The sequence below is a fragment of the Paenibacillus terrae genome, assembly GCF_005217525.1.
Classification (GTDB): domain Bacteria; phylum Bacillota; class Bacilli; order Paenibacillales; family Paenibacillaceae; genus Paenibacillus; species Paenibacillus terrae_C.
On sequence record NZ_PNXQ01000014.1, the window covers coordinates 204,727 to 230,742 of the forward strand.

A 26,016-nucleotide genomic window follows, 5' to 3' on the forward strand; every position below is an offset into this window, starting at 1 on the left:
AGACGCGCACGGTTCAGGTCCGTGTGGGCTAACCCCCGTGGAGGTTCGAGTCCTCTCGACCGCATCATCTTAAACAATGAACGCTCTTGAATTTCCTCCTGTGGAGATTCAGGAGCTTTTTGTATATTCGGAATATGCAAAATTTCCTGCTAAGATTTTTGGTGTTTAATGTTAACTGTCAGACGGACAGCAAGCGGCACATCATTTCCTTATATCGGCGTTCATATAATCTACTTATGACGTTATATGGAGGTACAGGAAATGGGCGATGTACAGAGCGCGGTCGATGAGGGGATCAGGAAGCTGAGGGACTTTTTTATGCGACAGCAGCATCAAGACGGATCATGGCGTTTTTGCTTTGAGAACGGGGTGACGATGGATGCTTATGTCATGATTCTCTTTCGGATATTGGATATACAGAATGAAGAGTTGATCCGGCGTCTGCATGATCGTATCCTTGCGGAGCAGCAGCCGGAAGGCTGTTGGCGTTGGTACCGGGACGAGCAAGAAGGTAATTTATCCGTTTCCATTGATGCCTATTATGCCCTGCTTTATTCCGGGTACAGTGAACCGACGGACGCGTCGATGGAGCGGGCCAGGCGTTACATCCAATCGCAAGGTGGACCGGGGAAATCGACCAGTATTCTGACAAAGGCGATTCTCGCTGCAACGGGGCAGCGCAAATGGCCAGCATCGATCTCGTTCATACCGCTGGAGATCATTCTTTTTCCTGCCTATATGCCTATCAATCTGTATGAATTCTCAGGTTATTCCCGCATCCATCTAATCCCTATGCTGATCATGGCGGACCGGAATTTCTCTATATCAACGGATAAAGCCCCCATTATGTCAGATTTCTTCGATTCACGCTATGATGACGATGAGCCGCAATCCCAGGAGCAACGGGAGATCGTGGAAAGCATACGTATCGGTTTCAGCAGACTTCTCGGAACTCCCAGATATATCCATGAAGCAGCTCTAAACAAGGCGGAGCAGTTCATGCTGAATCGAATCGAATCGGATGGCACCCTATACAGTTATGCGAGCAGCACCATTCTCATGGTTTTTGCTCTGCTTGCACGGGGCTATGATAAACGGCATCCGCTTATTTTAAAGGCCGTTCAAGGGTTGACAGAGATGCAGTACCGCTTTGACGGTAAAGCTACCATTCAGAATTCGCCCTCAACGATCTGGGATACGGCCTTGATCTCTTATGCGCTGCAGGAGTCCGGCGTCGCCGGGGATCATGAGGCCGTGCAGCGTTCGGCAGCCTATCTCTTATCCAGACAGCATGACAAAGTATCGGATTGGAGTGTTCATAATCCGGATACGGTTCCTGGCGGCTGGGGATTCTCCGAGACCAATACCTTAAATCCCGATGTAGACGACACAACAGCCGCTTTAAGAGCGATTCATAGCCTGTCCCTTACGGATCCTAAATATCGTGACTCATCCAATCGGGGACTAAACTGGGTTATGTCCATGCAAAATAAGGACGGCGGTTGGCCTGCATTCGAAAAAAACACCAATAAGAAAATGCTCACATGGCTAGCCATAGACGGTGCCAAGTCCGCCGCCATCGACCCTTCGGGGGCCGACCTTACTGGACGCACATTGGAATACCTAGGAAATTGTTGCGGACTAGACACGAGGCACGATTTCATCAAACGGGGGGTCAACTGGTTGATCTCCCATCAGGAGAAAGATGGATCATGGTACGGAAGATGGGGGATTTGTTACATCTACGGCACTTGGGCGGCACTGACTGGTTTAGAGGCTTCCGGGCTCCCGGCAGACCATACTTCGATTCAAAAAGGAGCGGAATGGCTCTTGCAGATTCAGAATTCGGATGGGGGCTGGGGTGAATCCTGCACCAGCGACCGGGCGATGCAATACATGCCCTTAGGAGAAAGCACGCCATCCCAAACTGCGTGGGCACTCGATGCACTCATCGCGGTTCAGCAGCAGCCGTCTGCTGCCGTTAATAGAGGAATATACAAGTTGATGGAATTGCTGCAAAATGCCGATTGGCCGACCACATATCCCATGGGCGCCGGGCTCCCGGGTAACTTTTATTCTCACTATCATAGCTATCGTTACATCTGGCCGCTTCTGACCCTAAGCCATTATAAGAAGAAATACGGGGGATAAGGAGCTACGATGCATCATGTGGCAAAGATGGTTATGGTGTGAGGGCTTAGCTCGTAAAGGATGATTTTGATCTTAAAGCGACTTCGGATGGCTAGATATGCTAAAATTAGCACACTTATAATGATGCTATTGAAAGGTTGGATGAGAGATGGAGAAAGCAACTTTTGCAGGTGGATGCTTCTGGTGTATGGTGACTCCGTTTGAGGAGCAGCCAGGCATTCATGGCATTGTCTCAGGCTATGCTGGAGGGACGATTCCCGATCCGACCTACGAACAGGTTAAAACAGGAACTACAGGTCACTACGAGGTGGTGCAGATTACGTTTGAGCCTGAGCTGTTTCCTTACGAAAAGCTGCTGGAGTTGTATTGGCCCCAAACGGACCCCACAGACGGGGAAGGCCAATTTCAGGATCGGGGCACACAGTACAAACCCGCTATTTTTTACCACACGGAGCAGCAACGGGAACTCGCACTGCAATCCAAGGAACAATTGGCACAAAGCGGACGCTTTGATAAGCCCATCATGACGGAAATTCTTCCGGCCACCATATTTTATCCGGCAGAGAACTACCATCAGGATTACCACAAAAAGAACGTGAAGCATTATAAGGAAGACCGCGCCCAATCGGGTCGTGATGAGTTTATAAATCAGAACTGGTAAGCAAGTTCAGCATACGTTTTGCGTACGTAAGGCAGATCAGGGATGACCTCTTGGGTCTGCCCATACATATTTAGGCGACGTTACTCACACAATGAAGGGACAGAGAAGGAGGCTGACCTGTAATGAGTAAACGAATGAAACTGCATCTGAGAAACGTCATAAAGAAGGCTATACAGGCTACTCGCAGCCGTAAAGAGCCAAGCTGTGCACAGGTGGTTTGCCAAAATCCGAGAATGAAAAAAAACTTAGCTGCGTGTATTGTGGTGGGTCTTGTGTTTACGGTATGCGGTAATGTCTGGAGCATGGATGTAGCGAGCGCTACGGGTAAGCAGGATCAGCACCAAAAGATGGTGGCCGTCATTATTGACGACTTGGGCAACAACATGAAAGGGACAGAGCAAATTTTAAATTTACCTGTTAAAATTACGGTTGCCGTGATGCCGTTTTTGCCTTCCACCAAGCAGGATGCACTTGAAGCCCATAAGCGGGGTCATGATGTTATTGTGCATCTTCCAATGGAGCCAAAGCAGGGAAAACCCGAATGGCTTGGACCAGGAGCGATTAAGGCTAACATGTCGGATGAAGAAGTACGCGCCAAGGTGACAGCAGCCATTAAGGAAGTCCCTTTTGCGATAGGTATGAATAATCACATGGGCTCCAAGGTCACCTCAGACAAACGCATTATGTCCATTGTACTTGATGTTTGCAAGGAGCATGGACTATTTTTTGTCGACAGCCGTACGAACTATTGGTCTGTAGTGCCTGAGCTTGCTGTTGAAAAGGGAATGCCACCGGTGCGCAATGACATTTTTTTGGATGATACCCATACTCTCGCCCATGTGAATCGGCAACTGGCCAAGGTTGGAGAATGGCTGGATGAGCACGATACCTGTGTAACCATTGGCCATGTTGGTGTGGCTGGCATGCACACGTCCTCGGCACTTCATTCATCTGTTCCCGCGCTAAAAGATCACGCCAAGTTTGTGGGCATTAGTGATTTGGTGCGTTCCGTATGGGGATGGAAGGGAGCTCCTGCCACCCACACTACCATACCGTCAAATGAGCAATAATGCCTTCGGCTATTGCTTCTGCGACGTTTTTTTGACCGCGATCCCCAGAAAGAATGGCCCTGTCCTGTTCATTGCTGATGAATCCGGTTTCCACGATTACAGCGGGATGCTGGATTTTGTTCAGAAGATAGAAGGGCTTTCCGTAAACCGTTTCTCTATTCATGCAGAACAAGCGGTTCAATGAATGTTGAATCCGCTCTGCCAACAGATAGCTGCTGCCTTCATCCTGGTACAAAACAATTGGCCCCCGTTTTTCGGCACGTTTGGTCCAATTTACATGTAGACTGACGACCAAAGCGGTGGGCAGTTGTTCTGTCAGGCTCTTACGCTGGGCCAGGTCTTTCAGATGTCGGGATTTGGATTGCAGCCAACGGTTATCGTCGCTTAGAGCATAATCCTTGTCTCTGTTTAAGACCGCAGGATAGCCCTGTGAGCGTAAAATCAGGTATAGCTTTTGTCCAATTGCGAGATTGATATCTTTTTCCAAAAGTCCTTTGTGACTTGTTCCGCCATCCACACCTCCATGACCGACGTCTATGAGCACAACCGGTTTGGCAAAAGCGTGATAGGACGAATGTACGTTGGGTTGGCTTTTTGTGTCCTTGTTCGGGTTAGTGCTTTTTTCGCCAGGCTGGGCGCTTGCAAAGGCAAAGGAGGCAAATACAGCACTGCAAAGGATACTTAAACTCAATCCCATTCCTGTTAGCCATATAATGTTTAACTTTTCTTTTCGCACATCCCATTCCTCCAGTAGACGGATTGATTTATTTGGTTACTCAGGTACTGCAAGACATAAATAACTATAACCAAAGCGGCATATCACCTTAAAAACTAACCAAGCAGCATAGCTGCCTTAAAATAACCAAGCAGCAAAGCTGCCTTAAACAAAATCATTAGCCTTCGGGTAACGATTTTGTTTAAGATAGTATGTACCATTTAAGGGGAACCATGCATAGTTATTCCGCAGGGTTAGACTTCTTGGAAAATGAGCAAGCTAAGCTTATCTGCATCCAACGCGTGAATTTAATGTTTTCCTGCAATGCAAACAAAATGTCAGGGATGCAGATTAAAGGAGGTCGCGGAGGATGGCCAAGGGTGACGAACTGGTGACCTACATTACGCAACAAATTGTTCGGTATATGGAAACGCCGCGCGATGTACGCCGTAGCCGCAAACAATCCAGAGAGCCATGGGTATACAAATGGTTCGGTATGCTGCCGCTCGCTCTGAATATGTGGATTAAATCCACACGCAAAGGACGAAAGGAACGGCATTAAACTCGCCAAAGAGACCACAAGAGGCATACGGAATGCCGTTTGAGGTCTCTTTTTGTGCTATACAGATCATTTAAAATGATTTCAAGAGTGGATACGATAAAATTCACCGCCAGATAACAGCCGGTCCAGTGGCACAAAGCGGAAAAGCCCGGTGCGGCAGGTTAACGCATACATAATAGGATGAGAGAGATCATGAGAAGGATTCCAGGATTGATATCCGTTAATAGCCAATGGGCCGCCAAAAGCGAAATTTATATCTGTAGCAGAAAATACGATACGTGATGATTCACTCAGTGTGTTGGTAAACTGCTGTACGTTATAGATGGAAAGCTTTTGTTTGGATAGAAGCCAACCAAGATCGTTGTAGGGATCAAAAGGCTCTGATGTAAGTGTAATCGCCTGTGCCCCTGCTTTCAGAGAGAGAGCGGGTGAAGGAATTGTGCTGCTATGGAGCTTATTTTTCCAGTCTCCATTGGCTACCTCCGCAGGCAATGGATCGCCCGTAAAAGCGTCGATGCACACTTCGCTGCCAGTGGAGGAACGCACCAGCCAGTAGGCTAATAGCGGTTCCTCATACATGGGGATAATTTGCAGCTTGTCGATGGATGAAAGTTTGGTTTCTGGGAGGGATTTAAGGGATTGACGAAGTAAATTCATACTGTACGGCCCGCCCGGTCCGTTACCGTATTCATTTAGCTGATAAGCGCCATTATGATCTGCCCCGATAATCAGGTAGCCAATATATTCACCTGCACGATTCACCTGCACGAGCCAGCTATGTGTTCCGGGACCGAGCGGGTGGTAGCTAAGCTCGGCATCTTTCCACTGGGCAAAAGGCGGCTGTGTGGATAGCGACTGCACCGTATCGGCGGAAACCCGCTTTACGTCCGTTGGCACCCCTTGCTCCTGAGCCGGAGGACTTTGGGAAGAGTTACCTGGAGACAGGGAAGGGCTTACAGGAATCGCCTCAAGTTGCCCCTGCTTCCCATCTTCGTTCTGATTCGTGGGTTCCGATGGGGAAACCAATGAACTTGCTTTGTAAAGGGAGGACGGGTTTGCATTGTGGTCTAGAGTTGCTGAGGGGGCTGCTTGAATGGAAGTAAATGGACAAACTGCGGACAGACCGATCAGAACAGCCGCAATCATACCAACACTATAATGCCCGGAATTTTTTTTCAATGGAATCCACCTTTCTGACGGCTAATGCACCGATGAAAGCTTTTTTTCAAGCATAAGGCTTGTCCAATAAAAAGACTGCTACACCTTGTCGGCACATCTGCCCTGACCGGGTTCGTTTTTTGCTGTCGATAAGTAGCGGCAGGCCTGGCAAAGCTTGTCGGTACAGCAATAAACCCGATATAGTCTGAAGCACGATGTTAAAAGCTGACGATACTTCTGCAACCAGCCTGCGAAGGAGCGTGAGATATTGGTTACCGCAGATGAAATATCCCGCAGTTAATGGCGGATACAAGCACCTTGGGTTCATATTGCCATACCATTTCTTTGCGGCGGGCTTGATGCTGCTCTTGTACGGCTTCTTTTTTTTCCTCTTCTTCTTTTTGTTCCTTGACCAAATCGTCGTAATAGTGATCAATAACCTCCAATTCCTCGCGCAGCCGTTCTCTGGCCTGCTCAGCCCACTCGTAATCCTGCTGGCTTAGCTGAACATTGAGGTAGTTTTCCAGCGAGGTAGAGGCTTCTGGAACAGATAGTTTTGCAGGCTGCACATGCATATTGCCTGCCAACAGCGGGCTGAGCAGCCGGGATTGGAGCATGCTGCCAAAGTCGGGTACGATGGTGCCGCTTTTGAGCGAAATTCCGAGCCAATGAAGCTCTTCCCGCTTCAAATCACAGGCAAATTCGATCTTGTAGCAGACGCCGAGCCAGGCTTCATACACTGCGGGAGAATGGGCGGATAATTGATGAGCATTGGGCTGCTCGAACAAATTGACATATTTTCCTCCATCCCGTGCAGCTTCAAAAATTTGATGCAGCCGACGACTCCCATAGCGAAGCTCCTCCTGCAAAATACGTCCAGGCCCCAGCTGTGGTAACGCTGGAACATGGCCGAAGTAACGGCCCATGACCTGATCCTGCGCCGGACTGCCGGACACTGGGGCTTGTTGTGGTCCTTGCCCCGGTTGTGCTTGTGACGGGGGGATCGACGTATTCTTGGTGGACGACATATTGTCCATTGAACTCTCCTGTGCTGTCCGGTAGGCTTCCCCATCGAAAATAAAGGTGAACGACATCGTTTGCGCCGGAACACCAGTACGCTCCACATAGCCCCAATAATAGGGGCGGTTTGTTAAGGCTTTATCCGCTTCAGGAGAAAGCTTGACGGTGACATGGTTTGGCGTTCTCTCGATCACGCTGCATCCGGTGGCTTCCAGATACGTGAGGACAAAGCGCTGTACCTGCTGTGAATTCATGGTCATATCAGCGGCCTCCTTTTGCGTCGCGTCGGGCTTTGGCTGGTGGAACAGCGCTACCTGATAAGCCTAGCAAATCAGCGGTGCTTTGGCTTGTTCCCGTCAGGCGCCCGTTGATCTGATCTGTCTCAGAGGACATATCGATTGTCATGTCCGAAGTAGAGGGACTGTCCGTACGCAGCTGTTTCATTTCCTGCTTGATCGAATCCAGTGAATGGCCGAGCTTTTGCATTTTTTGGCGTATTTCATCGTCACTGCTGGATTCAAGCATGATTCTATACAGGCTCTTTTCAATGGATTCCTTCTTTTCAAGCCGTTCCAGAATGACGTCTAGCCCGCCAATGACCATTTCGAACATGTTGATTTTTTCATGCAGCAGATGGAGGATATGCTCTTCAATCGTTCCGGTTGTGGACAGGTTGAAAATATTGACATCATGCGTCTGTCCCAGCCGATGCACACGTCCAATCCGTTGTTCTACGCGCATGGGGTTCCATGGCAGGTCAAAGTTAATCATATGGTGGCAAAATTGCAAGTTAATGCCCTCGCCGCCCGCTTCGGTGGCAATCATCACCTGAATGCGTCCCCGGAACAAATCCATCATCCAATCCTTGCGTCCCCGGTTCATGCCGCCCCGGTAAGGAACAGCGGATAGCCCCCGGTCGCGAAAGTAGTTCAGCAAATATTCCTGTGTAGCCCGGTATTCTGTAAAAATAATCACTTTTTCGTTCATTTGACGAATGAGTTCAAGCGCTTTTTCCGCCTTGGAATTGGCTTTAATCGCCTTGATGTGCGCGACCAATTCCCAGACGCGATCGCGTAGAGGGGAGTCGGGCGCCATCTTTTTAGATAAATTGACAAGTGTTACGAATACCGCATCCCGGCTGCTGCACACTTCCCGCTGAAGGGTAACGAGAGATAGCATACTGCTCAAATTCCCGCCATTCGCTTGGTATTGATCCTTGACAAAGGAAGTAACTCCATCGTATAGCGCTTGTTCTTCTGGCGAAAGTTCCAAGTGAATGTTGGAAACATTACGTTTGGTGAATTGGACCGGCCCTTCGCCGCGACGGTTGCGGATCATGACTTTGGACAGCTCATCCTTAAGCTGGTCCTCATTTTTGGGTAGACGTTTATCCACTACGAAGTTGGCTGAAAAATCCCCATGTCGTCCTAACTGACCAGGCTTGAGCAATGTAATGAGATTGAACAGCTCGGACAGATCGTTTTGGACAGGGGTGGCAGTCAGGAGCAAACAATATTTTTTACGCAGCTTCATAATAAACTGGTAGTTGGATGTTTTTTTATTTTTCAGCTTGTGCGCTTCGTCAATAATAAGCAGATCATAATCGGTGTCCAGCAGGATATTACTATGCGGCTCCCGCTTGGCCGTATCCATAGAGGCCACGACGACCTCGGACGACCAGGAATATGCCTTTTTCTGAGCGACAGCCGGAATGCCAAATTTGCTATTCAGCTCACGGACCCATTGAAGCACCAGAGAAGCGGGGACAAGAATAAGCACTTTGGCGGCAAGCCCGCGAACCAGATATTCTTTTAGAATCATTCCGGCTTCGATCGTTTTACCCAAGCCGACTTCATCAGCGAGAATGGCGCGACCGGACATTTCAAACAATACCTTACGGGCCGTATCCAGTTGATGGGGTAGCGGAGTGAGGTCTTGCAAATGCTTCAGACATTGAAGCTCATCAAAGCTGGGGACCAGCTTGGCCTTTTCCGCCTCAATCGCCAACTGATAAAGACCCCAATCTCCCCAAGGGCCCCCTTTGCGGAGGCGCTGGTCCAGCTCATCCTGCCAGCTACGGTCAAATTGCACCGGAACAGGCAGGAGTGCCTGAGTTTGTGATTGTGAGGAACTTGTCGATTTGGCTTTCATGATGAATTCCCTCCCTCCTTTTTGCACAGATCGTAGATGTAGTATGGACGGAAAAAGGTATATTCATAACAAGAGGGAAGAAATCCTTCAGCTGCCTTCCATCAGCTTTTGGAGTTTGCTTTCTGTAGAGGTTTGTGCGTTCGGGGTGTAGATGCTGCAACGCAGATCAACGCTGCCTTGTACCTGAAGGGAGGTCAGGTCAAACAACATTTTGCCTGCCTTGGCATGACGAAATTCAATCAGCACCTCCGGCGCAGAGCTGACCTCACTCTGATTCCAAAGTTCATTAAACTCCGGATAAGCCCGGCTCATGTTCTGTATGAACTGTGCATACCAAGGGTCCGTCACATATTGTCCGTAATAAGCGCGGAAGATAGCTAGGAATCCTTTGACAAAATGCTCCCAGTTTACAGCGAGACTTTTAAACTCTTTTTTGGTAAACAGCAGCTCAATCATGTTGCGTTGTTCATGGGGCAGCTCAGCAAAATCCATAAACACATGAGCCGCGGCTGCATTCCAGCCGACAATATGGCAGCGCCGATCTGAAATAATAGCAGGGCAGTAGCGCAGCTCCTGTACTATTTTTTGCAGGGATGGAGAAATAACCGTTTGCTCTGCGGGAGCAGGAGGTGTGTGAAATCCGGTTTCAAGCGCTAAATCATACAAATACTTGCGTTCATCCGTGTTTAGCTGCAAGGCGGCGGCAATGGCATCCAGTACAGAGGCGGACACCTTGATATCGCGTCCCTGCTCCAGCCAGGTGTACCATGTCGTGCTGACACCTGCTAGCTGAGCAACTTCTTCTCTGCGCAAGCCGGGTGTTCTGCGGCGTGATCCGTTCGGCAGACCGACCATATGCGGGTGTAAACGGGCTCTTTTGGTTTTGAGAAAAACAGATAGTGCTTCCAGACGTGCTTCCGGTTTCATAGGCGAATTCTCTCCATTCGACGAGGGGTTAAGTAATGAGCAGTTAAGGCACTAACTATAGTAGTGTTCATTATACCAGGATAAACAAACACTTGTAATAGGATAAGCTGAGGGTAAAATGAGGATTATAAGTAAGCAAACGAGCAGGAGGAATGAAGAGCGTATGCAAAGAGTTGTAATTACAGGTATGGGTGTCGTTTCGCCACTGGGCAATGATGTGGACACGCTGTGGAAGAATCTGCTGGAGGGTCATTCAGGTATACGGAAAATAGACACGTTCGATGTGTCCGATTTGAAAGCACAGATCGCTGGACTGGTACAGGATTTTGATGCAGAAAAGCAATGGGGACGTAAAGACGCCAGACGAATGGATCGCTTCACTCAGTTTGCGTTGTTTGCAGCAGAGCAAGCGCTGAAGGATTCCGGTCTGGAGCTGGATAACACGAATCTGGAGCGTGTCGGTGTCTATGTAGGATCAGGAGTCGGCGGTCTGGATACGTTGGTGGACAATGTGAATGTATTGCAGAATCGTGGGCCGGGTAGAGTTAGTCCGACACTGGTACCTATGATGATTTCAAATATGGCTGCGGCGCAAATTAGTATTGCGTTCGGAGCGATGGGGCCAACGCTTTCGCCGGTTACGGCCTGTTCCATTGGCAATACAGCGATTGGAGAGGCGTTTCGTACGATTCGCACAGGAGATGCGGATGTGATTTTTGCGGGTGGAGCGGAGGCAGCGGTTACCAGACTGGCCTTGGCGAGCTTCTCCAATGCAACGGCCTTATCGACTCGTAACGAGGAGCCTTCGATTGCGAGCCGACCGTTTGATAAGGACCGCGACGGCTTTGTTATGAGCGAAGGAGCTGGTATTCTGGTACTGGAGTCGCTGGAGCACGCTGTTCAGCGTGGCGCAGAAATAGTTGGCGAGGTCATCGGCTATGGCGCAAGCTCGGATGCCTACCATATGGTCGCACCGCATCCGGAAGGAACCGGTGCTTATCTGGCGATGAAAGCAGCCCTTCATTCTGCCCGTATCACGCCTGAAGAGGTGGACGTGATCAGTGCGCATGCAACGAGTACGCTCGTTGGCGATCTGGCTGAGACTCTCGCGATACACAAACTGTTTGGTGACCATGCCTACCAAATTCCGGTAACCGCTAATAAATCCATGCTTGGTCATATGCTGGGAGCCGCAGGTGGTGTCGAAGCCATTGCACTCGTACAAAGTCTAAGGGAAGGCATTATTCCGCCAACGGTTCATTTGGACAATCCGGACCCGGCCTGTGACCTGGATTATGTGCCTCACGAGGCACGCAAGGCCTCATTAAATATCGGGCTATCCAACTCCTTCGGCTTTGGCGGCCACAATGCGGTGATTGTGCTGAAACGTTATGAGTCATAAGTGTAATAAGGAATTGAAACCTCAGGCATTCTATCCAGTTGGATGGGAACCTGAGGTTTTTTATTCGAGAAATAACAGATTCATTTTAGATAAGAGATAGAGTAAGATGGAGGAGAACATTCGGAGGCATAGGAAGTAATGATTGTAATCAGGAATATAGAATCAGCAGATGCTGAAACGTATTGGAATTTGAGGCTGTAAGCCCTTAAAATGAACCCGGAGGCTTTCGGAGCCTCTTATGAGGAATCTGTACGAATTCCGTTATCTGATGTAGAGAAGCAGATACAAAATGAGAGAGATCGTTACATACTTGGCGCGTTTACAAAGGATCATCAACTGGCGGGTATCACTGGATTTCAAAGAGAGCACAAAATAAAGACGCAGCATAAGGGGATGATTTGGGGAGTAGGGTGAGTATGTGGAAGCTTTGAAGCAATTGCACCTAAGTGTGGTTGCTACCAATCAAGCTGCTATTAAGCTGTACAGGAAATTAGGATTTGAAACCTATGGTATAGAGAAGAATGCTTTGGAGTATAACGGACAAGGGTATGATGAGGAGCTAATGGCTTATTTTTATTAATGGTGAAAGGTTTTGGAGAAATGAAAATTGATCGGTTGCTTTCTATTGTCATTTTGTTGTTGAAAAGAAATAGAATTCAGGCGAAGGAACTGGCAGATTTATATGAAGTTTCAATACGGACGATCTACAGAGATATCGAAGCGATTAGCCTGGCTGGTATTCCGGTGGTAACTTATCAGGGGGCGAACGGGGGAATCGGCCTGATGGATGGCTACCGTCTGGATCGAAGTGTGCTGACCGATGGCGATGTGAAGGACATTGTGATGGGCTTGCAGAGCTTGTCCTCGTCGTTAGGTGGACCGAATGTAACCCGGCTGCTCGATAAATTTGAAAGCATTATACCAGATTCGGGAAAAGCGAAATTCACTGTTAATACCACACAGTTCATCGTCGATCATTCGGGTTGGGGAAATCAGTCTGCGCAGGAGAGCAAGCTGCTGAAGGTGAAAGAGGCGCTGAGCCAATCGCGTACGATTGCTTTTACTTACAGGAATGCGCAGGGAGCCGTGACCGCACGGAAGGTTGAACCGCACACACTCGTTTTGAAAGGACAGCAATGGTTTGTATATGCTTATTGTCTCGACAAGGAGCAATTTCGTCTGTTCAAACTATCCCGCATGAGTGATCCTGTCGTGATGGAGACGGCTTTCACTCGCCGGGACCTTTCCTATGAAGTGCTGCCATGGAATGAGGAACGGCTGGCGGCGGTCAGGGCGGTACAGCCTTTTACGCTGCAATTTAACCACAAATCCCGGCATCTGGCGGAAGACTGGTTTGGCGTGGAAGCATTGACTGAGCAGGAAGAAGGGGCGTATACAGTTTCGGTTCCTTTTCCCGAGGATGCGTGGATGTATGGATTTATTTTAAGTCTGGGGCCGGATGTGATCGTCAAGGAGCCCGCTCATTTACGGGAGAAGATTCGGGATATGGCGTTACGTATTGCATCCAATTATGGAGAGACTCCTACAGAGAATCTTGAAAAACATAGCATATAACGAAACAAACCTGACTGATAGCTGTCAGGTTTGTTTCGTTATACTGGTGCCATACCAATCACGAAAGGGGATTTACGAAAATGGATAAAGCTTGTCAAAGTTGCGGGATGCCGCTGGAGCATGAGGAACAATACGGAACAGACGCACAACAGGTCAAAACAGATGAATATTGTAAGTATTGTTATAAGGAAGGTGCGTTTGTGCAGCCTGAGCTGACGATGGAGGAGATGATTCAGCAGTGCGCGCCTATTCTCGCAGAGCAAGGAATGCAAAAAGAAGAGGCCGTCGCGATGATGCGTAGTTATTTGCCGAATTTAAAACGCTGGCGTTCACAGGAGGATATGGGACATGAAGAAAATCTTGAGCCGATCCGGGAGGAGAATCGGGCAGAGATTCGTCTGATCGGACTGGCAGCATGTACAAGCAACCGGAACGAACAAACATCCCAGGCGATCATTCCAGGCATGTGGGAACGTTTCTGGAGTGAGGGTGTGCCTGGACGGATAAGCGGGCATGAAGAACCCGGTTCTGTCTATGGTTGCTATGCCAACTATGAAAATGGAGTTTTTGGCGAGTATACGTTTTTTATCGGGAAGGAAGCTGCAGCAGATTTCCAGACTCCTGACGGTCTTGAACAACTCGTAATTCCAGCTGCGCGTTACGCTGTTTTTCAAGCTACATCCGAACCTTCCTCGGTCTTTCGGGTATGGCAAGCGATTTGGAACTGGGCTACCACGGGACAAGCAGAGCGGACGTACACAGGTGATTTTGAAGTGTATGGCAGTCCTGATGAGCCTGTGCTAATTTACATTGCAATCAAGTGATGATCTGCTTCATACTAGAAAAGATGAAACCTCTGTGTGCTACTCGGCATATAGAGGTTTTTTGCTGCTCCATCTTGAGAATTTCTTGATATTTCTGTTTTATAGTATAAAATGTCACAATTCAAAATAAGTAGGTGAATGACTATAAAAGTGTTATACGACCATACGGTCAGTTATGGTTCGTTTGCCGGTGTTGGAAAATCACAACGAGGTAGCATCATATGGTGGTGGGGGAGTACGCATCATAATACCCGTAAAAATAAACATGTCCTAAAAAATGGATATGTAGTCCGCTAAAAAGCGGACATTGTTTATCATGGAGCTGTTTTGGTTTTAGTGTGTGACAGTTGCTGATCTATAGATGCGTTACGGGTTACGGCCCAAAAAATAAGTGCCAAGGTGCTGACGCCAGCACCCAACAGACATACCCCGTTCCAGCCTGCATATGTGTACATATGAGTCGAAGCGATGGCCCCGGTGGCGCTGCCGATGGAATAAAATATCATGTAGCCTGCGGTCAGTCGGCTGCGTGCCTCAGGACGTACAGTGAAAATCATGCTCTGATTCGTCACATGCACAGCCTGTACCGCCAGATCCAGAAGGATGACGCCAAGGACCAAAGCGAACAGCGAGTGCTCGGTATAGCCGATAGGCAACCAGGATAGCAGTAGCAGAGCCAGCGCAATACCCGTCGTCCGCTGTCCTGAGCCTTGATCGGCGAGACGCCCTGCCCGAGCAGCCGCTAATGCTCCGGCGACTCCGGCCAGACCAAAGGCCCCGATGGCAGTGTGTGAAAGAGATAGCGGCGGGGCACTGAGAGGCAGTACCAGCGAAGTCCACAATATGCTGAACGCAGTAAAAATGAGCAAAGCCAGCACGGCTCGGACACGCAGAATCCGTTCTTGCACGAACAGGGTGAGAACCGAGCGAAGTAGCTGCGGATAGGATAGCGTTGCTCCTTTGGGTTCATTCTGTGGCAGTACCCGAAACAGCGCTACAGCCATGAATAGTGTCAATGCGGCGGAAATAAGGTATACCGAACGCCAACCTGCCAGATCGGTCAATACACCGGCAACGGTTCGTGCCAGCAGAATGCCGATAACGACTCCGCTGGTCACCAGACCTACGATACGTCCGCGTTCAGCCGGGGCGGCCAAGGTTGAGGCGAACGCGACAAGAGTCTGTGTGACGACAGCCAGCAGTCCAACCGCTGCCATGCCCATGAGCAGGATTGTACGCGTGGGGGCCAAGCTAACCGCGATTAACGCCAGCACGGATAACAGCATTTGTCCAGTAATCAGCCGCCGCCGATTCAAAAGATCGCCAAGCGGGACGAGCAGAAACAGTCCCAATGCATAACAAATCTGCGTGACTGTAATGACGATGCCCACCGATGAATGTGTGATGCCAAACTCGTGTGCCAGCGCGTCCAGTAATGGTTGCGCGTAATAAATGTTGGCGACAGCCAGCCCACAGGCGATGGCAAATAAGAGCGCTACAGACCGGGACATGGAATGAACGGGGGCTGTTTCGGCAGCGTTGGCTACAGTTTGATGGGGCAGGAGTACCGCTTTTTCTTCTGACGTCTTCATTTTCACATACCACATCACTTTCTGCGAGTTACATACCGATAAGTATAATATACCGATTGGTACGTAATGATTTTAGGTTAATATAACTTGCGTCCATAAGAGATGTCAAGAGTTTATCATGTGCATATTTGACAGTCGCTTCTGATGATCATACAATCTTAATATACTGAACGATACGAAAAGAAGGGGTTATTTATGGTTCGACCACGGGAATTTGATGAGGAAAAGGCATTGGATGCAGCGATGCAACTTTTTTGGGAAAAAGGGTTCGAGGCTACGTCTTTAAGCGATTTAACCTCCAAAATGGGAATTCAGCGCCCCAGTATTTATGCTGCCTTTGGGGATAAAAAGCAATTATTCGAAGCCGCGCTGCGCAAATACACACAATCCCACGCTGCTAATGTACGGTCCAGACTGCTAAGTAGTGCTTCTGTCAAAGAAGCAATTTGCAATTTTTTTGAAGGGGTAGTGGCAGAAGAATATGATGAAGGCCCTAACCTGGGGTGCTTTTGCATCAATACAATGGTAGAATTGGCCCCACATGATGAGAAGTTTGAAATTTTGACGAGGGAACATCAGATGTATCTTTCTACTGTATTTCAAGAAACCATCGAGCGTGGTATACGGTCAGGGGAGCTTGAGGCTACTACGGACGCGCGAGCTTTGGCTCATACGATGATCTCGTTGTTAATCGGGATTACCGTAATGATGAAGTCACGTCCGGAGCGTTCTTTTGTGGATCATGCGGTTGCGACTACACTTATGTTATTGAAGTGACTATTTCATTTTGAATAAAACTATATTACCGAACGAGAGAGGGGGTTCTTCATTGCTTAATACAATGAAAGTTATAATAACAGGCGCTGCTTCCGGCATTGGAAAGGAAATTACTCAGCAATGTTTAAGGGAAGGTGCAAGTGTTATTGCGTGTGATATGAATAAACATTCTTTAAATGAACTTGAGGCTGAACTGAAATCACCAAGTTTGTACACCTATCTGATAGATATAAGTAACTATACGGAAGTAACTCATTTCTTTACATACATTAAGGAAGAACATACGGACATAACAGCTTTAGTCAATAATGCAGGTGTTTATAGAGGAAAGAGTATACTCGACTATCGTATGGAAGAAATAGAGCAGGTGCTGGACATAAATATTAAGGGATGTGTGTATTTCTCGCAATTTTTTGGAAAGTTCATGGTTGAGAAGAAGCATCAGGGGATTATCGTAAATATGTCTTCTGTTTCTGGAATGGAAGGAAGCTCGGATGCGATCTATGGATTATCAAAAGCTGCAATATTGGGCTTTACTAAAAGCTGTGCCATGAATTTTTCACCTTATGTAAGAGTTAATGCTGTGGCACCAACGATGGTAAGTACTCCAATGATGGATCATATTCCTGAATGGAGAAAGGAGGAATATACAAATCATCAGCTAATTCCAGAGCCTTTAAATGCAGAAGATGTTGCTTATACTGTCCTGTTTCTGCTATCGGAAAGATCCAGACATTATACGGGAGCGACCTTTGATATTAATAATGGGTGTTATCTAAGATGATTTTTAATCGTAAACATAAATTTCAAAGAAGTAAGGATGGACTTTTTGTTTGTTTTGATGCGGATAATGCTCAGTTATACAGCCGTAAGTTGCAAGATGAAGTAAAGGATATTAAAAAAGATACGGTTGAATGAGAGAATGCATGAGTGGAGATAAGGAGGATAAGGTATGCATGAGGAGCAAAATCAGGAACATTGGCCGGTGTGGGCTACGGAGCCTGTAAAAATAGTGAATCCTGATCCTGACTGGTCAGAGCAGGGCTTGCAGGTTATTCACGAGTTGCGGGAGCTGCTACTGCCGTTTAAGGTGACGGAGATGGAGCACATAGGAAGCACGGCAATTCCCAATCTTTCCGCCAAGCCCATTATAGACATTATGGCAAAATTGGAATCCTGGGATAGGCTGGAACAGATTGTATTTGCTTTGCAACCAGCAGGTTGGAGCTATGTTCCGCCTGAGCTGGATGGTCGGGAATGGAGAAGATTTTTGGTTAAAGTGGAACAGGATCAAAGAAAGGGACATCTGCATCTCATGCTGGAACATGAGGAGCATTGGGACCAACAATTGTTGTTTCGGAACCGTCTTCGTGAACGGCCTGAGCTGGTTCAGCAATATGATGCATTAAAAAGGAAGCTGGCGATGGAAAATCAGCATGATCGTGAAGCGTACACGGACGCTAAAACCGATTTTGTGCAAAACGTTCTGGATGCCGGACCATCCTAAAGATTAGGACGGCCGGACATCCCGGGTTTTCACATTGTTACTATAGAAGGTAGAATCGCTGGATAGTTTATAGGAAGGGAACTTCTCGTCTGCATCAAGGCGCATGGATTCCTCAAAATAAATCGCCTGCTGACCGCTAACGAGAAAAGGCAAGCTTCCCGCCTGTACTTCTATATCGCCGTTGTCCGGTGCGTTGACGATCTTTAGTACCGTAATACCATCACAGCCGCAGCCCTCTGTGTCGTAAAAAAGCTTGATATAGCCCGGTTGATCACCGAGAATTTGTGTAAGCCGCTGTTCAGCCAGTGGACTGATTTGAATGTTCATGATGTCATGTCGCTCCTTTATGTGGAATAGGTCATTACATGTTATATTTTTGAGATTATACATATTTAAGCTCCCCACTCAACATAAGCAAACGATGATCCATGTGAAAAATGCCCAACAGGAGGTGTACGATGCTGGCGAAGCTGATAAATAAAATCCCGCGAGATTGGCTTGTATTCATGTATATGCATATGCCGTTTACCCGATTGAAAAATGCATTGGTGTATTGGGCGCAACACAAATTTCTGGTTGCTGTGTTGGGCACTTTTACGAATGATGCCGGGGAAGTGCTACTATTAAAGCACGTATACCGGAAGCAGCCGTGGGGGATTCCCGGCGGCTGGATGGAGCTGGAGCAGCCGGAAGCCGCACTGCGGCGTGAAGTCCGGGAAGAAACCGGGCTGGAGGTACAGGTCACCTCACTGGCGCGAGCCAGATTTGGCCAGAAGCCGAACCGTGTGGATCTCATTTTTACAGGCCGGGTTATTCCAGGTACTTTCCAACCAAGCTCCGAAATCTCTGACATTTGTTATTGTCGTGTAGGGGAATGGCCGGAAGGTTTGCCAGCACACCAGAAAACGCTTATTCAGGAGCTGCTAAAGTAGTCATTATCCAGTGCTCGTTCATTTCACGATATGGAGAGCTGATTACAGACGTTTCAAGAATACGCTGATGCGCTCCAAGGCAATTTCCAGTTGTTCCTGCGACGATGCGTACGAGCAGCGGATAAAGCCCTCGCCGCCCGGTCCGAATGCGGAGCCGGGTACGGTAATGACACCCTCTTCTTCCAGCAACCGCTTGGCAAACTGCTCCGAACTTAACCCCGTGTGCATAATGGAAGGAAAGGTGTAAAAGGCACCATTCGGTTCATGACAGGGGAGTCCGGTCTGACGCAAGCCTTCAACAAACCATTTTCTACGTTGATTGTACGATTCTATCATACGGTCTTTTTCCTCCAGCCCGTGGCGCAGGGACTCAATAGCGGCAATTTGCCCGATAATAGGAGCGCACATCACGGTATATTGATGGATTTTCAGCATGGCTGCAATTAGCTCCTGTGGACCGCATACATAGCCGACTCTCCAACCCGTCATCGCAAAGGCTTTGGAAAAGCCGCTGATGAGCAGGGTTCGTTCTTTCATGCCCGGCAACGAAGCGAAGCTTACATGCTTTTGCCCGTAGGTCAGTTCACCATAAATTTCGTCCGAGATCACGACTAGATTATGCTCCTCCACCACGCGGGCAATCGGTAGCCAGTCCTCATAGGTCATCACTCCACCTGTCGGGTTGTTCGGATAACAGAGAATAAGTACTTTGGATCGTGGAGTCAGCTTGGCTTTGAGCGCTTCAGCCGTCAGCTTGAACTGCTGATTAGCAGAGGTTTCAACCGTTCTGGTATGCCCTCCATTCAGGAACGTGATCGGTGAATACGAAATATAGCAGGGAGCCGGAATGAGAATTTCATCGTGTTCCGTAATCAGGGCGCGGAGCGCCAAATCCAGCGCTTCACTGCTACCGATTGTTACCATGATTTCATTTGCCGGATTGTAGGACGTGTTAAAGTTGCTCTCCAGATACCCGGCAATCTCCTCACGCAGCTCGGGAAGGCCAGCATTCGGTGTGTACGAGGTCTTGCCATTTTCCAGTGCTGTGATACAAGCCTTTCTGACATGTTGAGGGGTCACAAAGTCCGGTTCACCGACACCAAGCGAAACAATATCTTTTCTGCCTGCACTATATTCAAAAAACTTACGGATGCCTGAAGGCGGCATTTCCCGTACAGCTGGAGTTAAAAAATCGCTTATAGATACTGTGGTCGATACGTTCGTCATGTTGATTTCCTCCTTTTTGAAAAACAAAAAAACCCGCCCCTGTAAAGGGACGAGTTTATACCCGTGTTACCACCCTAGTTTCATTCCATAAGAAATGACACTCTGTTCACGTATCCATCAATACGTGTTCCGGTTAACGCTGGAAAGGCGGCAGAGCTTACTTCAAGTTCAGCCCGCTTCTCGGAGATGGCGTTCGGCTACCCTCGGAATGTTGGCTTTCACCTGCCCCAACTCTCTGCAAATCCGCTGTATAGCTTACTCGTTCTCGTCATTGAAATTTGTTACCGTATCAAGTTAGGTGTAATTATAAGCACAACATTTCAGGATGGCAAGTCTTTTTTTATGAATTTAAAGACAGGAGCATCATCATTGACGATTGGAAAATAACGTATATAGTGGTATCAAGGGGGGATTGGCCCCCGATTTCACCATGATATTTGCACTATATTGGCTAGAGAGGGATGGTGTCCATATGAACGTATTTGAACGCTTTAACGGCAAGGTTTTGCCTACAGGATGGAGCTGGATCAACGAACCGACTGTATGGAGATTCGATGAATCCAAGAATTTACAGGTATCTGCACCTTCACAGGCGGATTTCTTTAGAGATCCGTCCGGCGCAGCGATAAAATCGTCTGCACCCTTTTTGCATACAACGCTTCAAGGTGATTTTACAATATGGACGAGGGTTCGTGTCGATATGAAGCAGCCTTATGATTCAGGATGCTTGATGATTATGGCGGATGATACCCATTGGGCCAAGCTATGCTTTGAATATTTTGAAAGCACTCCCTCTATTCTTAGTGTGGTCACACGGGATACATCCGATGATTGTATATCTGGGACGATGGACGTTTCCAATCCGTATTTGCGAGTGGCAAGAGCCGGAAATTGCTTTGCCTTTCATTATTCATCAGACGGTCAGCATTGGAAACTGGTGAGATATTTTGGCTTGGATGTTCCAAAGGAGCTAAAGGTTGGGGTCGTTGCACAATCTCCGGTCGGAGAAGGTTGTGATGTTACTTTTGAAGCCCTGACTGTGGAGAATCATGTATCCGGGGACATACGAACTGTGTAATAAACGGAGTGAGCATTTCCATAAACCAGTATGGCAGCATGATGAATAAAAGGACGTATATACGTATGTTCAGGTGGAGGTGGTACGAGAGTTTGCTGTTTAGAGAAAAGAAATATAAGCTGCTCGGCTTGCTGGGTGTACTGCTTGTAGCTACGTTGGGCTGTTATGGGTTGGTTATGTATGTGCAGTTCACAAGCGGGACGAAAATGTATCAATTTTTGTACTGGGATATATTTCTGGCGTGGGTTCCAGTCTTCATTTCTCTGGGAATGATCACCTTATCCAGACTGGGAAACATCCAAGTGAGAAGAGGGCTTTTATTAATTGCCGGATTCGTATGGTTGTTTTTTCTGCCCAATGCACTCTATTTGCTGACTGAATTACTGCATGCGTTCCGTTTTTATGATGTGAAACCTGACTCGCTTTTTTGGCTGAATACTCAATTTTGGTTGGTCTTATTTACGTCTTTTTCGGCAGCAGGAATTGGTCTTTTCCTTACTTCCATTTGTATATTTATGATCCACTATATGCTGAAAGAGGTTTGTTCCGGCTGGCTTGCGTGGGCTATCGTTTTGATGTTCCTGTGGCTGTCCAGTGTGGGTGTATATATCGGCAGATTTGCTCGCTGGAATAGCTGGGATATGGCGTTGCAACCGATGGTGATCGTGATGGATGTTTGGAAATGGGTGGTACATGCCGGAGCAAGGCTTCATGTGTTGTCTTTTAGCTGGCTGGTGTTTGGAATCGCGGTCATTTTTTATCTGTTGATCTATATCTCTTTAAGTGAGGAGAAGCACGCTTAGGCCGAGGATATGTATTCCATGAATACGGCTTCGGCCTTTTTACATATGGGGGAATCATTAGCTATCGTTGTCCTCCCCGGGCTCTTCATAAAGCACACGCACCAGCAGATCCTGATTGAAATTACCGAATCCTTTACCGAAAATAGTGAGCCCCCCTTTGTGCTGCGGCTGATCGGATACGGATACACGTAGTGTAATATCGCTTTTATAGTTAAGCCCGATATCGTCTATCGTGACTTCGGATATACGACACCCGTCAATGAAGCTCCCATGTTGATTGATGCGGATTAATTTAAGCATGCCATATTGGTTCAAATGTGGTGGCCACCAATCCGGATTCAGGACCCCGGACACTTCTCCAAAGTCTCCGGCGCTAGTCCAGTGACCGATGGGAATGCCATTCACATGGAAACAAATGTCGGACGGGTATTCCTCACAATAACCCGGTGCTTCCGAACCCAACTCTGCGGAAAATTGAATTTCGGTAAAGGATTGATTCTCTTTCAGATAGTTGGGAATCCGATATTCCAGAAATCCGTCTGCCATCCATATCATTTCCGAGTCCAGCCGCCCGGGATCTGCAAAATAACGGGGATCATCAAAATCGCCAATAATGCTGTCTCTGGTCACCAAACCGCAGGTAGGTACTGCCTGATAGTTACTATAATGGCCGATGCGAATTTCAACCTCATACACATTTTTCTGCTCTCTGCTGCGCAAGTCCACCATCAGCTTCTCCTTGTTCAGATAGCACATTTTTCGGGTTCCGTGTTTGCCGCTCACGGTATTGATCTCGACAAGTCCACATTCCTCCAGCTTGCGAATATGCATTGTAATTGTGCCGTTGCTCAGATCAAGCTTATTAGCGATGTCATTCATACTTTGTCCTTGATGGGCGGCGAGTAATTCCAGAATTTGAATGCGGATTTCTGAACCGAGCGCTTTGAATATATCTAGCCCTGACATTAAGTCCTTAATATAAATCATATCTATATACCTTCCTTATCTATAAAAAATGTAATGTAAGCGCTTATATATTTGTTTTGACTTATGTTAAAATAAAATCAGAAAGAAGTAAACTGCTTTGGTGTAAATTACTTTCACAACAATAAAAAAAGAAGTGAAATCAACCACAGGCTAGTATTTTTCTGTTTTTAAACGTATTTAAGTTTTTTTATTGGATTGTATTGCTATAATGATCTTAAATACGACTCAATTTCACTTTTTGTGCCATTCAAATCTATGCTTTATATTTGTTTAAAAAGATTTAGAAATACATTGACGAACCGCTAAACGACATGCTATATTTTGTTTGTAAACGAATACATTATTGATAAAGAAAAATGTTAATTATATGGTGCGTGAGAGGGATGATGATCACAGGCTGGAATGAACAACAGGATGATGTACCGCACAGGTGAATAGAGGCCAAGTGGTATGAGTTTATTTTAACACTATATGTATGCGGTTTCATTTCAATTTTAGGAGGGGTCGCTTTGATGAAGAAAAAAGGGTTTGCACTGACAATGGTTGTGCTGTTGTTGATGGTTGCTGCACTGGCTGGTTGTAGTGGAGGAAGCTCCAGTAGTGATGGAAGCAAGGAGCTGACATTCATGTTCCGTGGTGGAACGGATGAGCAGAAGGCTTATAAGGAGGTAATCAAGAAATTTGAAGAGGAGCATCCCGGCGTCAAGGTTAAAATGGTCGTGACGGCCGCGGATCAATATGCTACAAAGCTCAGAGCTGCGATCACAGGAAATAATCTTCCAGATGTCTTTTATTTTAACCCTGGAGATGTGAAAGCCTATGTAAACAGTGGGGTACTGAAGGACCTCACCCCTTACATTGAGAAGAACAAGGATATAAATCTGGATAACATTTGGAAATACGGTGTGGATTTGTATCGCTATGACGGTAAAATGGCCGGTCAAGGAGATATTTACGGTATGCCGAAGGACCTGGGTCCATTCGCACTCGGCTACAACAAGACAATGTTCGAAAAAGCGGGCGTTCCCTTGCCTGATAAAGACAAACCGTATACATGGGATGAATTCATCAAGGTCAGCCAAGAGCTGACCAAAGATACAAATGGTGACGGCAAGCCAGATCAATACGGTACAGGCTTTAACGTTCAGTGGGCATTGCAAGCCTTTGTATGGAGCAATGGGGCAGATTGGCTGGATGAGAGCAAAACCAAAGTAACGATTGATGATCCGAAATTTGCGGAAGCGCTTCAGTACTTTGCTGATATGCAAAACAAATATAAAATTACACCTGGTATTGAACAATCACAAACACTGGATACCTATCAACGCTGGATGAAGGGCGAAATGGCATTCTTCCCGGTAGGTCCTTGGGATATGAGTACATTTGAAAAACTGCCATTTGAATATGATCTGTTGCCTTTCCCGGCAGGATCGACTGGCAAATCGGCAACTTGGATTGGTTCTCTGGGTATCGGTGTTTCCTCTAAAACAAAGTACCCGGATGAAGCTGTAGCTCTGGTCAACTATCTGACGACTTCCAAAGAAGGAATGAAGCAGCTCGTAGACGCAAAGGTACAAATTCCGAATCTGCTGGATATGGCGGATGAGTGGGCCAAAGATACGAAAACCAAGCCTGCTAACAAACAAGAATTTATTGATATTGTGAATGACTATGGTCGCTCATTGCCAGGCAACTATACGTATAACGCCGAATGGTACGATATTTTCTTCACTGATATCCAGCCTGTGCTGGATGGTAAGATTACGGCAGCGGATTATGTGAAACAGGAACAACCAAAGATGCAGAAACTGCTGGATAAAGCGGTGGAGCAAGAGAAAAAATCACAGAAATAATGCGTAAATAGTGGATAAGGGATGATGTTAGTGGCTGATATCATGCTGCTGACATCATCTTCATTCCAAATTAGAAACAGAGGTGAGTCCTGTGATAACCAAATCTAATCTCTACCGCAAAGAGAAGATATATGGATACTTATTTATCCTTCCTCCTATTCTCGGTCTGCTAATCTTTACGTTGTTCCCGTTTCTCTATTCTTTATACGGCTCTTTTACAGATTGGGACGGATTGGGACAAATGAACTTTATTGGTCTCGACAATTTTAGGGATTTATTTAGCGATGAGCTCTTTTACAAATCTATGTACAATACTTTTTTCTTAATGCTGGGTATTCCGATTGGTCTAGTACTAGCTTTACTGCTGGCACTGGGGTTGAATCGCAAGATTCCAGGCACGACGACATTTCGTGTGATCTACTATATTCCGGTTATTTCTTCGTTGGCTGCCGTTTCCATAATGTGGAACTGGGCATATAACGGAGACTATGGTCTGGTGAACCAATTCCTTGAGCTGTTCGGCATTAAAGGTCCGAACTGGCTGATGGATAAGGATACAGTCAAGCCAGCTTTGATTCTCATGACAGTTTGGAAAGGACTTGGCTACACCATGTTGCTGTATCTGGCGGCATTGCAAAGTGTATCTCGCTCCTATTATGAAGCGGCAGAGCTGGATGGAGCCAGCGGATTCCAAATGTTCCGCAACATTACATGGCCTATGGTGAAGCCAGTAACCTTTTTCCTGGTCGTAACCAATATCATTGGCGGTTCGCAAATTTTTACCGAAATGAACATTATGACACCAACGGGTGGTCCAGAATACTCCTCCGCCTCAATTGTCTTCTATATTTGGGATAAGGCATTCAAAAACCTGCAAATGGGCTATGCCTCCGCGATGGCTATGATTCTCGGCATCTTCATTTTTATCGTAACGTTGATTCAATTCAAAATGAATGAAAAGTCATCCTTTGATGGGGATTGATTTTCGCGGAAAGGAGTGAGTCTGATTATGTCCCATAGTCAAAGAATAAAAGTTACCAATAC

At 47.1% G+C, this 26,016-nt stretch carries 27 protein-coding genes and 1 other annotated feature; of the genes, 18 read left to right on the forward strand and 9 right to left on the reverse strand.

Going from position 1 to position 26,016, the window contains the following annotated elements; all coding sequences use genetic code 11:
• Positions 1 to 261 precede the first annotated feature (261 nt).
• From shc to C1I60_RS15680, 3 genes are all read left to right on the forward strand, one after another.
• Positions 262 to 2,151: a squalene--hopene cyclase gene (gene shc, locus C1I60_RS15670; RefSeq protein WP_137062577.1), complete on the forward strand. Its 1,890-nt coding sequence runs from the start codon at positions 262 to 264 to the stop codon at positions 2,149 to 2,151.
• A 148-nt stretch (positions 2,152 to 2,299) separates the two neighbouring features.
• On the forward strand, positions 2,300 to 2,812 hold the full coding sequence (gene msrA, locus C1I60_RS15675) for a peptide-methionine (S)-S-oxide reductase MsrA (RefSeq protein ID WP_137062578.1): 513 nt from the start codon (positions 2,300 to 2,302) through the stop codon (positions 2,810 to 2,812).
• Positions 2,813 to 2,934: 122 nt separating this feature from the next.
• Positions 2,935 to 3,882: a divergent polysaccharide deacetylase family protein gene (locus C1I60_RS15680; RefSeq protein WP_137062579.1), complete on the forward strand. Its 948-nt coding sequence runs from the start codon at positions 2,935 to 2,937 to the stop codon at positions 3,880 to 3,882.
• Here the strand turns inward: C1I60_RS15680 and C1I60_RS15685 are convergent.
• Positions 3,857 to 4,618 (reverse strand): N-acetylmuramoyl-L-alanine amidase, encoded by a 762-nt coding sequence (locus C1I60_RS15685; protein ID WP_137062580.1) that lies wholly within the window; start codon positions 4,616 to 4,618, stop codon positions 3,857 to 3,859. The genes C1I60_RS15680 and C1I60_RS15685 overlap by 26 nt on opposite strands.
• Positions 4,619 to 4,967: 349 nt before the next feature.
• Between C1I60_RS15685 and C1I60_RS15690 the strand changes: the two genes are divergently transcribed.
• Positions 4,968 to 5,159 carry a YqzE family protein gene (locus C1I60_RS15690; protein WP_137062581.1) on the forward strand — a complete coding sequence of 64 codons (192 nt, stop codon included), beginning with the start codon at positions 4,968 to 4,970 and terminating at the stop codon, positions 5,157 to 5,159.
• A gap of 81 nt (positions 5,160 to 5,240) precedes the next feature.
• On the opposite strand, the gene C1I60_RS15695 is transcribed toward C1I60_RS15690, so the two are convergent.
• The 4 genes from C1I60_RS15695 to C1I60_RS15715 form a co-directional block, all read right to left on the reverse strand.
• Positions 5,241 to 6,338 carry a hypothetical protein gene (locus C1I60_RS15695; RefSeq protein ID WP_137062582.1) on the reverse strand — a complete coding sequence of 366 codons (1,098 nt, stop codon included), beginning with the start codon at positions 6,336 to 6,338 and terminating at the stop codon, positions 5,241 to 5,243.
• Positions 6,339 to 6,589: 251 nt separating this feature from the next.
• The gene (locus tag C1I60_RS15705) at positions 6,590 to 7,597 is read right to left on the reverse strand and encodes a YqhG family protein (RefSeq protein WP_137062584.1); all 1,008 of its coding nucleotides are present in this window, start codon (positions 7,595 to 7,597) and stop codon (positions 6,590 to 6,592) included.
• Between the two features lies 1 nt (position 7,598).
• Positions 7,599 to 9,488 (reverse strand): DEAD/DEAH box helicase, encoded by a 1,890-nt coding sequence (locus C1I60_RS15710; protein WP_137062585.1) that lies wholly within the window; start codon positions 9,486 to 9,488, stop codon positions 7,599 to 7,601.
• A gap of 87 nt (positions 9,489 to 9,575) precedes the next feature.
• Complete coding sequence (locus C1I60_RS15715) at positions 9,576 to 10,415, reverse strand: helix-turn-helix transcriptional regulator (protein ID WP_137062586.1); 840 nt, start codon at positions 10,413 to 10,415, stop codon at positions 9,576 to 9,578.
• A 163-nt stretch (positions 10,416 to 10,578) separates the two neighbouring features.
• Here C1I60_RS15715 and fabF point away from each other — a divergent pair, with 163 nt between their 5' ends.
• The 5 genes from fabF (at position 10,579) to C1I60_RS15735 (ending at position 14,216) form a co-directional block, all read left to right on the forward strand.
• Complete coding sequence (gene fabF / locus C1I60_RS15720) at positions 10,579 to 11,817, forward strand: beta-ketoacyl-ACP synthase II (protein ID WP_137062587.1); 1,239 nt, start codon at positions 10,579 to 10,581, stop codon at positions 11,815 to 11,817.
• A gap of 210 nt (positions 11,818 to 12,027) precedes the next feature.
• Positions 12,028 to 12,231: a hypothetical protein gene (locus C1I60_RS25700; protein ID WP_252361735.1), complete on the forward strand. Its 204-nt coding sequence runs from the start codon at positions 12,028 to 12,030 to the stop codon at positions 12,229 to 12,231.
• 4 nt (positions 12,232 to 12,235) lie between these two features.
• Positions 12,236 to 12,397, forward strand: coding sequence for a GNAT family N-acetyltransferase (locus tag C1I60_RS25705; RefSeq protein ID WP_252361736.1), 162 nt, complete (start codon positions 12,236 to 12,238; stop codon positions 12,395 to 12,397).
• A gap of 20 nt (positions 12,398 to 12,417) precedes the next feature.
• On the forward strand, positions 12,418 to 13,392 hold the full coding sequence (locus C1I60_RS15730) for a helix-turn-helix transcriptional regulator (RefSeq protein WP_137062588.1): 975 nt from the start codon (positions 12,418 to 12,420) through the stop codon (positions 13,390 to 13,392).
• Between the two features lie 80 nt (positions 13,393 to 13,472).
• Positions 13,473 to 14,216, forward strand: coding sequence for a zinc ribbon domain-containing protein (locus C1I60_RS15735; RefSeq protein ID WP_137062589.1), 744 nt, complete (start codon positions 13,473 to 13,475; stop codon positions 14,214 to 14,216).
• Between the two features lie 314 nt (positions 14,217 to 14,530).
• On the opposite strand, the gene C1I60_RS15740 is transcribed toward C1I60_RS15735, so the two are convergent.
• Entirely contained in the window at positions 14,531 to 15,808 is a 1,278-nt protein-coding gene (locus C1I60_RS15740) for an MFS transporter (protein WP_137062590.1), read from the reverse strand.
• Positions 15,809 to 16,003: 195 nt separating this feature from the next.
• Here C1I60_RS15740 and C1I60_RS15745 point away from each other — a divergent pair, with 195 nt between their 5' ends.
• Genes C1I60_RS15745 through C1I60_RS15755 form a run of 4 tightly spaced genes read left to right on the forward strand, consistent with a single transcriptional unit; the run spans position 16,004 to position 18,092 of the window.
• Positions 16,004 to 16,585, forward strand: a complete 582-nt coding sequence (locus C1I60_RS15745; RefSeq protein WP_137062591.1) for a TetR/AcrR family transcriptional regulator — start codon at positions 16,004 to 16,006, stop codon at positions 16,583 to 16,585.
• A 52-nt stretch (positions 16,586 to 16,637) separates the two neighbouring features.
• Positions 16,638 to 17,369, forward strand: coding sequence for an SDR family NAD(P)-dependent oxidoreductase (locus C1I60_RS15750; protein ID WP_137062592.1), 732 nt, complete (start codon positions 16,638 to 16,640; stop codon positions 17,367 to 17,369).
• On the forward strand, positions 17,366 to 17,503 hold the full coding sequence (locus C1I60_RS24545; RefSeq protein ID WP_170970824.1) for a hypothetical protein: 138 nt from the start codon (positions 17,366 to 17,368) through the stop codon (positions 17,501 to 17,503). Before C1I60_RS15750 ends, C1I60_RS24545 begins: the two co-directional genes overlap by 4 nt.
• A gap of 34 nt (positions 17,504 to 17,537) precedes the next feature.
• A complete protein-coding gene (locus C1I60_RS15755; protein WP_137062593.1) occupies positions 17,538 to 18,092 on the forward strand; it encodes a GrpB family protein in 555 nt (184 codons plus the stop codon).
• A gap of 3 nt (positions 18,093 to 18,095) precedes the next feature.
• Here C1I60_RS15755 and C1I60_RS15760 read toward each other — a convergent pair whose 3' ends face one another.
• Positions 18,096 to 18,419 carry an iron-sulfur cluster biosynthesis family protein gene (locus C1I60_RS15760; RefSeq protein WP_137062594.1) on the reverse strand — a complete coding sequence of 108 codons (324 nt, stop codon included), beginning with the start codon at positions 18,417 to 18,419 and terminating at the stop codon, positions 18,096 to 18,098.
• Positions 18,420 to 18,550: 131 nt separating this feature from the next.
• Between C1I60_RS15760 and C1I60_RS15765 the strand changes: the two genes are divergently transcribed.
• Positions 18,551 to 19,024 (forward strand): NUDIX hydrolase, encoded by a 474-nt coding sequence (locus C1I60_RS15765; protein ID WP_137062595.1) that lies wholly within the window; start codon positions 18,551 to 18,553, stop codon positions 19,022 to 19,024.
• A gap of 42 nt (positions 19,025 to 19,066) precedes the next feature.
• Here the strand turns inward: C1I60_RS15765 and C1I60_RS15770 are convergent, their stop codons facing one another.
• On the reverse strand, positions 19,067 to 20,251 hold the full coding sequence (locus C1I60_RS15770; RefSeq protein WP_137062596.1) for an aminotransferase class I/II-fold pyridoxal phosphate-dependent enzyme: 1,185 nt from the start codon (positions 20,249 to 20,251) through the stop codon (positions 19,067 to 19,069).
• 42 nt (positions 20,252 to 20,293) lie between these two features.
• Positions 20,294 to 20,532, reverse strand: a binding site (T-box leader).
• A gap of 191 nt (positions 20,533 to 20,723) precedes the next feature.
• On the opposite strand from C1I60_RS15770, the gene C1I60_RS15775 reads away from it, so the two are divergent.
• Together C1I60_RS15775 and C1I60_RS15780 are read left to right on the forward strand one after the other, a co-directional pair.
• A complete protein-coding gene (locus tag C1I60_RS15775) occupies positions 20,724 to 21,329 on the forward strand; it encodes a DUF1349 domain-containing protein (protein ID WP_137062597.1) in 606 nt (201 codons plus the stop codon).
• 92 nt (positions 21,330 to 21,421) lie between these two features.
• Complete coding sequence (locus tag C1I60_RS15780; protein WP_137062598.1) at positions 21,422 to 22,132, forward strand: DUF1361 domain-containing protein; 711 nt, start codon at positions 21,422 to 21,424, stop codon at positions 22,130 to 22,132.
• A gap of 57 nt (positions 22,133 to 22,189) precedes the next feature.
• Here C1I60_RS15780 and C1I60_RS15785 read toward each other — a convergent pair whose 3' ends face one another.
• Complete coding sequence (locus tag C1I60_RS15785) at positions 22,190 to 23,119, reverse strand: ArsR/SmtB family transcription factor (protein WP_137062599.1); 930 nt, start codon at positions 23,117 to 23,119, stop codon at positions 22,190 to 22,192.
• A 509-nt stretch (positions 23,120 to 23,628) separates the two neighbouring features.
• Here C1I60_RS15785 and C1I60_RS15790 point away from each other — a divergent pair.
• Together C1I60_RS15790 and C1I60_RS15795 are read left to right on the forward strand one after the other, a co-directional pair.
• Positions 23,629 to 24,972 carry an ABC transporter substrate-binding protein gene (locus C1I60_RS15790; protein ID WP_137062600.1) on the forward strand — a complete coding sequence of 448 codons (1,344 nt, stop codon included), beginning with the start codon at positions 23,629 to 23,631 and terminating at the stop codon, positions 24,970 to 24,972.
• Positions 24,973 to 25,063: 91 nt separating this feature from the next.
• A complete protein-coding gene (locus tag C1I60_RS15795; protein ID WP_025685473.1) occupies positions 25,064 to 25,954 on the forward strand; it encodes a carbohydrate ABC transporter permease in 891 nt (296 codons plus the stop codon).
• Positions 25,955 to 26,016: the final 62 nt, after the last annotated feature.